Consider the following 7800-nt stretch of genomic DNA (forward strand, 5'->3'; position numbering starts at 1 on the left):
AGCTCTTTATCTGCTTTCCCTACCATTAAAAATTAGTATTTATTGTAAATATAGGCATTTGATGATATTAATAAAAAGGATAAGTCAATAAAGTTATTTAATGCGCTTTATGCTATAATATCCTAGTTCAAAATTACCATTTGCAGCCGACACTGATAATCCTCTTATTAATAAATTAGCAGCATTAGTACCATCAAAATTTGGTTGTTGTTGCCCTGCATAAAATGCATACGTTTTAGATGCCAATAAATCTACAGCCCCTAAATAATTCATAATCTTTACATCCCCATTCACCATACCATCTACAGTATATATAGTGAACACTTGCCATTTATTATCTGTTATATTATATATTCCGTAATAGAAATTCCCAGCTAGTGTATTATTATTTTGATTTTGTATTGGGAAATTCATTCCAACCTGATACGTTCCATTATTCGTTACGGTAAAGGAGTTCGTTGTTGCGGTGCCTGTAAACAAATTGTAATTATCTATTAATTCTGTTGTAATGTTTCCAATAGCTCCTTTATTAGTTGAAGCCGCAGCTGTAGGAGCACCTGATGAAATTGGAACAGCCCAATCATTACTCATTCTTATTGTCATCTCTTGTGCTACTTGCAGTACCCCATTAATCATAACAACAGTCCCTGTACCATTGAGTAACGCATTAGTAGCATCTAACAAATGCTTCCAAACAGTTCCGTCAAAATAGTAATTACCTGAAGTTGTAACGTTTATGGTTTGTCCCGCAGGAGCACTATCTGCAGCTGTGACAAATACATTGGCTCCTGTCTGCGCAGAAGTATATGTTTTGGCTCTCAATTGATTCCCTGTAATTCTTGGAAAAATAACACCATCTAAAGCAGAAGTATTAGTGGGTTTACCGGTAATATCTAAAGATGCCTGAGGATTACCAGTATTAATACCTATTTGTGCATTAGCGTACGTAAAAAGTCCCACCATATAGGCGAGCATTAAACTTTTTCTCATTTATTATTATATTTATGTTGTTGTAAATCTAAGTTTTTTTTTTATTCTACAAATTTATTTTATATACTTTAACATTTTTTATATTTTTTTTTGTGTAGTACACATTATTTTTTAAAAATTTTTCAAGTGTTACTCTACTATATTGTCATATAAAGTAATTTTTCAGGGTAAGAGTATAAAATCCTTTTTCAATGGAATTATAAGATTAATAAGCCTATTATGGCTTGTTTGAGTGCAAATAAAACAACTAATATTAATGGCTAAACCCTATTATTCTCTTTTTCTATAATAATTTAAAGCAAAACTTTTACAAGATTCTATTTAAAAATTGGATAAAAACATTAAGGCTACTAATTGGATTAACATCATTAATTTAGAGTTCTAAAACAAAAAACGATCCATCCACTAAACGGTCCACGATTCGTACGTAACCTACTCAATGATAAATTACTTTGATCCAGATCAGTTTGATTGCAATGATCCTCAAAATATTCATTCAACATTTGACCTGTGATATTACCTATACTCAAAAATACAAATCCTATGGCCAAAAATAACGCCGCTTAAATTCAGGAAATTCAACTTATCGTTTTCTTGAACTTCTTCCTTTAAATAGTTTAACAAGTTTATGTGTTGATTTGGACAATATTCTATATGCATGGGAACATAATCTTTTAAGACAATTCCTTTAAACACTCTAACATCTTCATCCTGAAATATTTGAAGCAAAATACTGAGACAGCGTAATTTGACATCATCTTCAAGAACTGGAAAACGATACTTAGTACCTCACACAAGATGTGCCGTTAATCTACTTACACTATGACCATTGCTACGTTGATAATCCCTTAACCAAAAATAGCATTTTTAGAAACTGAAAGTGAAATGCACTAAATTATACAATTTTAACTATTTCTGAGACCAATAAGCTCATCCCCTCCTTCAACGATAATTAAAAAAAAGTTGCCAGTAGCGGATACTATCTTAAAATTATTACTAACTCCTATGCTTTCCTATTTTATAGAAAAGGTATAAATGACTTTGTTATTTAGAATATTTCATTCAAATATCTCTCAATAAATTGAAAAACTATTTGTTTTTCAAACTTTTCATGTTTTGACCCCGAGGAAAGCCTCGAGTTCTCTTCGAATAAATAATCCTCAGGGCAAGCCCAATGTCATTAAGTTAGTAAAATATCACAAGCTATCTTTTTGATTTTTAAAGATTATGGGCTTGGCTCTTGCTCTGTATTTACCTATATTTCTTTTGTTTGATTTCTGAGGTCTTAAGTATTCAAACGAAAATATATTAGAGAAAATTTTATCATAAAACATTCATTGTGAGATTGTTTAGAATAAAACGAAGTCTAATGTAAATAGGAAGGAATACTTATAGGAATTAAATGCGCTTTGAAAAGAGCTTTTAATTCTTCCATTGTCTTGTTCATATCAGAGTTGGAAAAAAAGTAAACCTATAATTCTATCTTTCAAAAAACCATAAGATAATGAGGTATTTACTTTATAACGATATTTTGCATCTTTTTTCTCTTTTAGCTCTTCATTAAGCTCCTTTACAATAAGACTTTGAATATTACTTACCAACAATGTAGCATAAAAATCCTACAATATACTTTGATTAGAATACCCCGAAAATTCTTCTATTTTAAGTTTATTCTTAAGCTCATCATAGTATGTTTTTATTTTCCAACTTTCAAAGTAGAGCTCTTTAAAGATTTCATGCTTGTATTGGTTTTCATCCTCAAGAGAGCTCGCTAAAACCTCGATCTCTCCTCCAGGTAAAACAATCCGAAGCAGTCTTACCATCAAGGAACTTGTTTTATCATATTTTTTTTCTTTTAAATTTGTATTTTCCCCGGGATGTATGGTCAAGACTTGCGAAAGTTGACCACCGGCTACAAAATCTTTCACAACCCCACTAAAATCCAAACGCATCCGCATTACAAAGTCTAACTGCCTTTCCTTAATGTTCATACATAAAATCGAAAGATGCAAAACCTCTGTCATAAATAAGCAAATCTCTTTTTCTGCAGGAGTTCAAAAGTTGCTTTGCCTGAATGCGTTCGTCAGTATCTACAGAAGACAAAACACCATCAATAGCTATTCTATTGAGAACATCGTATAAAACACAAGCTTTTCCCTGAATAATATAAGTCTCTGTTTGATTTTTTGTTCTCCCATAGATTTCTTCCAATTCCCAAGTTCTGGGAAGAGTGAGTCGTGAACCGTCTACCGATAAAATTCGTTTTCCTGAAAATCTTGTTTTTACTGCGCTATTGTCGGTATAAAATTCTTCGGTCAGTTTTTCATTCAGATAACTAAAAACTTCCGGTTTAATTTTTTTACGTGCCTGTGCAAAAGCGCTTTTACTGAATGATTTCTGAGGAATTTCTTTTCTCTTAAGGAAACTTAAAAAGTTAACAATCTCAAGGGACAAACTTTTAGTTAGAAAATTAATCATAAATAATAGAGTTACTGAAAAAGAAAGGTTCCTGTGCCTACTAAAATCCCTAGCATCCACTACAAATTTTTCCTTTGTAAAGCCATGAGAAATTTCGGATTGAAGAGACGAAATAATATCATTCGCATTTTTTTATCTCGTTTTAACTGATTGATTCACTGTTAAATATACGAAAAAAAAAAAAAAAAACAATCACAAACACAAGATTAATCATTTGAAAATAAAAACATTGAACCCCTTAACTTAATGACATTGAGGGCAAGCCCATGAGGTGTTCAAAGGAAAATTTTTTATTTTTAAGTTTTCTCTTTGAATAAACAACTTATACAAAAATGAAAATTATACCCGTTGTGTATTATGATTAAATAGAAAAAAGTTGTTCATTCGATTGGAAATCAGTAAATTGTTTTTACCAAAAAACATTTACAATGAACAACTTAAGTGCAAATTACGAAAGAATTTTGGAAGTTTTGAGAAAACTTTCCAATGAAACGCTTTTATCTTACCAAAGACGTGTTCCCCGAATGAAAGATTTGGAGGTTATAAGCCTCGCCTTGACAGCTGAATATATGGGAATTGATAGTGAGAATAATTTATTCCGCCAGCTTCCCATTTTTTTGAGCAATAAAATAGAGCGCAGTGTTTACAATCGAAGAAAGCGAAAATTATCTATTCAGATTAATGACATACGTTTAAAAATGGCACAAAGTTTTAATGAGTTTGAAGATTACTTTATCGTCGATAGTATGCCTTTGAAAATTTATAAAATCTTCAGAAGTATGCGTTCTAAAATATGTAAGGAAGAGCAATATTGCTATCCTAACAGAGGTTTTTGTGCATCACAGCAAATGTCTTTTTACGGTTACAAACTACATGTGGTTTGCTCTTTGAACGGTGTTTTTCAAAGCATAGATTTAAGTCCTGCATCAATTCATCACATTCATTTTTTAAAAGATATTAGAGAGCAGTTATCTGATTGTGTTTTGCTTGGTGATAAAGGTTATACTCTCTTCAGAGATACAGATTGATTTGTTTAATTATGCGAATATTACTTTAGCCCACCCCCAAAAGAATCAATCAAAAAAAACTATAAACCCCAATTTTATTTATTCAAAAAGCATAGGAAAAGGATTGAAACCTTATTTTCACAACTATGCGACCAATTTATGATTAGACGAAATTACGCTAAAACTTTTGAAGGGTTTAAAACCAGAGTATTAGCAAAAATTACAGCTTTGACAACAGTTCAGTTCATTAATAAAAACTATTTCAACAGAAATATAAACAGTTTAAAATCAAATATAATTTAAAATGCACAATGGGTGAAAATTATATAAATATCAACTAAAATTACATAAGAATACATCCACTTAACGTGAGTTAATTTACATGAACAAAACACAGATTATCTATATAAAAAAGAAGTAGATGGTAAAGAATACATTATTTCATTTAGAAATCAAGATTTTAGTTACATGTTAATTTTAACAAAGTGAATTATATTTATTTCCAGATATAAGACTATTAAGAGCCTGTTTAAATTTTATTCAATAATAATTTTATAGCAGATAATTTGACCATGTTTTCAGAATTTTCCATTAGCAATTCATAATTTCTGCAAAGTCTTCTGTCGTTATCAAACCAAGAAAACGTTCTTTCAACAATCCATCTTTTGTGTACAGGCTTAAAGAGTTTTTCTTTATGGTCAGAGCATAAAACAACCTGAATGATGTAACCAAACTTATCTTTTATTTCTTCAATAACATTTCCTCTATAGCCACCGTCTGCTAAAATTACTTTAACCGAAACCAAAAGATAATGGAGTGTTCTCATCAATAATAAAGCAGCTTTACTATCGTGAAAATTGGCTACACTTACCATGACTGCTAATAAAAATCCATTCTTATCTACTACAACATGCCTTTTAATTCCTTTTACTTTTTTATTACCATCAAATCCATTCAGGGAACGGTTGTTTCCCCAACGAACGCTCTGACTGTCTATAATTCCTAAACTTGCTTCTGCATTTTGTCCCATCTTCACTCGTACTGTCTCTCTTAAATTCGTCAGAAGTAAGACGAATAATTCTAAATTACTCCATTTAGAGTAATAATAGTAAACCAATTGCCATTTGGGATAATTTGAAGGGAGTATTCGCAACTGACAGCCTGTTTTTACAATATAATAAATAGCATTCCAGATAATACATAAATCATATTTTCGCTTTCTATCATCAAAATCAAGCGTTTTTTTATAAATTGCCACTGAGTAAGGGGGAAGTCCGTTGGATACATCAATTTTTTTGTTTTGCAGCTCTAAATTGACATTTATAATCCAATTAACATCCCTTACTCTTTTTTTATTTACATTTTTAAACAGGCTCTAACAGCATATTAATTTCTGTAAAACATTTCTAAATAGAACGAAATTTGTTTAAGTAGACAAATAGTAAAACCCGTTGTACATTTTAAATAATACTTACTTTTAAGTTATTAATATTTTTATTGAAGTAAACTTTGTTGATAAATTGTACAACGGTTAAAGCTGTTATTTTAGCTAATAATCTAGTTTTAAACCCTTCAAAACTCTTTGCATAATTGCGTCTAATCATAAATTGGTCGCAAAGTTGTGAGAAAAGTGTCTCAATTCTTTTGCGTTGTTTTTTGAAAAGATAAAACTGTGGTTTATAATCTTTTTGATTTACTCTTTTAGGGGGTTCCAATTCAATTTGTTCGTAATTGAACAAATCAATTTGAATTTCAGAGGATAAATATCCCTTATCACCAAGTAAGGTACAATCCGATAGTTGTTCTCTAATATCTTTTAAATAATGAATATCATGAACAGAAGCGGGACTTAAATCTACACTCTGAAAAACTCCTTTTACACAGCAAACCGCATGAAGTTTATATCCATAAAAATGTATTTGTTGAGAGGCGAAAAAACCTCTGTTTGGATAAAAATATTCAGTATCTTTACAGGTTTTTGAAGTATTACTTCTAGAAAGTTTGCAAACCTCCACAGGAATACTATCAATAATGAATAGCTTCTCAAATTCATTAAAACTTCTTGCTAGTTTCAATCGTATTTCATTAATCTTACCAACCAATCTACGTTTGCGTCGATTATAGACACTTCGATCTATTTTTTGCCCAAGTGTATCGGGTATATGGCGAAAAAGATGGTTCTCACTATCAATCCCCCATAAATTCAGCGGTTAGCACAAGACTAATCAATTCCAAATCTTTTAGTTTTGGCACCTGTCTTTGATAAGACAGAAGATTTTCAGTTGACATTTTTCTTAAAACTCCCAAAATTCATTCGTAATTTGCTTGCAGGTTGTTTATTGTAAATGTTTTGTGATAAAAACAATTTACTGGTTTTCAATCGAATGAACAACTTTATTCTTTTTATTTAAATGCACAACGGGTTAAAAATATCTATATCGAAGTATGACTATTACAATTATTTTCAGTTTTTCTAATTCAATTTTTAAGATTGGGGAAAGCTATATGGTAGAATTTAAAAATGTACCATTCATTCCAGAATCAAAAAAGAAATAGATATTGACTATCACGACTTCTTTGATGAAGAAACTGCAGAAGAAATAGGCAATACACTCATGTCTAAAAGGCTCAAACAATATAAAAACGGGGAGGTTTGGAGAAAAGAAGAATTAGTGGTTCATTTAGAATTTATGTAAGAAAATCGGTTTTATTTTTTCAAATTAATTGTAAAAAAGATGCTTTCTCAAAATTGAGAAAGCATCTTTTTTACTTTATAATTCTATATCTTCTCTGAATGTTCCAAGTTCTACTTTGGTCCATACCTTCTCCATATCAACCTTTAGTTTGATTAATGAGTCTGATGATATTCTCCCTTTTATGAAATTTTCCCACTCCTTTCTATCTATTTTTTTTGAATTAAGGTATTCCATGGTAACTTTTTTTAAATTCTCAGTTGAATACACTAATTTTTCTTCGTTTAAGTTTTCCATAATGTTATAAAATGTTTTTTGGTTATACACAAATATAACAATAATTATCAATCCTGAAATCATCTCGACTTTTTTTTTCAAATTTTCTAGTCGTAATAACGATAAAACCTAAATAATTGAATCTTACCCAACTTGTTATTGTTGAATCCAATTTGTTAAGTATTGATCTGAAACTATTAAGCCATGCATTTCTTCTTTCCATAGCATATTGTTCCATATACAAGAGCTGATCGAAGTAAGATTCCGACAAATTTAGATTAGAGAAAACGGCGAATATTTGATGCGTATTGCTTTTCCAATATTTGCCATACATCTATTAACCGTATAAAAAAGAG

At 30.4% G+C, this 7800-nt stretch carries 5 protein-coding genes and 3 pseudogenes; 1 reads left to right on the plus strand and 7 read right to left on the minus strand.

Features of this window, described 5'->3' with window-relative positions; genetic code table 11:
• Window positions 1–93: 93 nt before the first annotated feature.
• From BUB80_RS23915 to BUB80_RS22570, 4 genes and pseudogenes are all read right to left on the minus strand, one after another.
• Window positions 94–990 (minus strand): hypothetical protein, encoded by an 897-nt coding sequence (locus BUB80_RS23915; protein WP_073297950.1) that lies wholly within the window; start codon window positions 988–990, stop codon window positions 94–96.
• A gap of 449 nt (window positions 991–1439) precedes the next feature.
• A pseudogene (tnpA, locus tag BUB80_RS23285) lies at window positions 1440–1785 on the minus strand (IS200/IS605 family transposase); the annotation flags it as partial.
• Between the two features lie 824 nt (window positions 1786–2609).
• Window positions 2610–2981, minus strand: coding sequence for a hypothetical protein (locus BUB80_RS22565; RefSeq protein WP_073297952.1), 372 nt, complete (start codon window positions 2979–2981; stop codon window positions 2610–2612).
• Window positions 2971–3468: a transposase gene (locus tag BUB80_RS22570; protein ID WP_073297954.1), complete on the minus strand. Its 498-nt coding sequence runs from the start codon at window positions 3466–3468 to the stop codon at window positions 2971–2973. Before BUB80_RS22570 ends, BUB80_RS22565 begins: the two co-directional genes overlap by 11 nt.
• Before the next feature lie 524 nt (window positions 3469–3992).
• Here BUB80_RS22570 and BUB80_RS22575 point away from each other — a divergent pair.
• Window positions 3993–4778 (plus strand): annotated as a pseudogene (locus tag BUB80_RS22575) (IS982 family transposase).
• 226 nt (window positions 4779–5004) lie between these two features.
• Here BUB80_RS22575 and BUB80_RS22580 read toward each other — a convergent pair.
• The 3 genes and pseudogenes from BUB80_RS22580 to BUB80_RS22590 form a co-directional block, all read right to left on the minus strand.
• Window positions 5005–5733, minus strand: coding sequence for an IS5 family transposase (locus BUB80_RS22580; RefSeq protein WP_228433938.1), 729 nt, complete (start codon window positions 5731–5733; stop codon window positions 5005–5007).
• Between the two features lie 202 nt (window positions 5734–5935).
• Window positions 5936–6764 (minus strand): annotated as a pseudogene (locus BUB80_RS22585) (IS982 family transposase).
• Between the two features lie 482 nt (window positions 6765–7246).
• The gene (locus BUB80_RS22590) at window positions 7247–7465 is read right to left on the minus strand and encodes a hypothetical protein (RefSeq protein ID WP_139262881.1); all 219 of its coding nucleotides are present in this window, start codon (window positions 7463–7465) and stop codon (window positions 7247–7249) included.
• Window positions 7466–7800 lie beyond the last annotated feature (335 nt).

This window comes from Chryseobacterium polytrichastri, from assembly GCF_900142445.1.
Classification (GTDB): domain Bacteria; phylum Bacteroidota; class Bacteroidia; order Flavobacteriales; family Weeksellaceae; genus Chryseobacterium; species Chryseobacterium polytrichastri.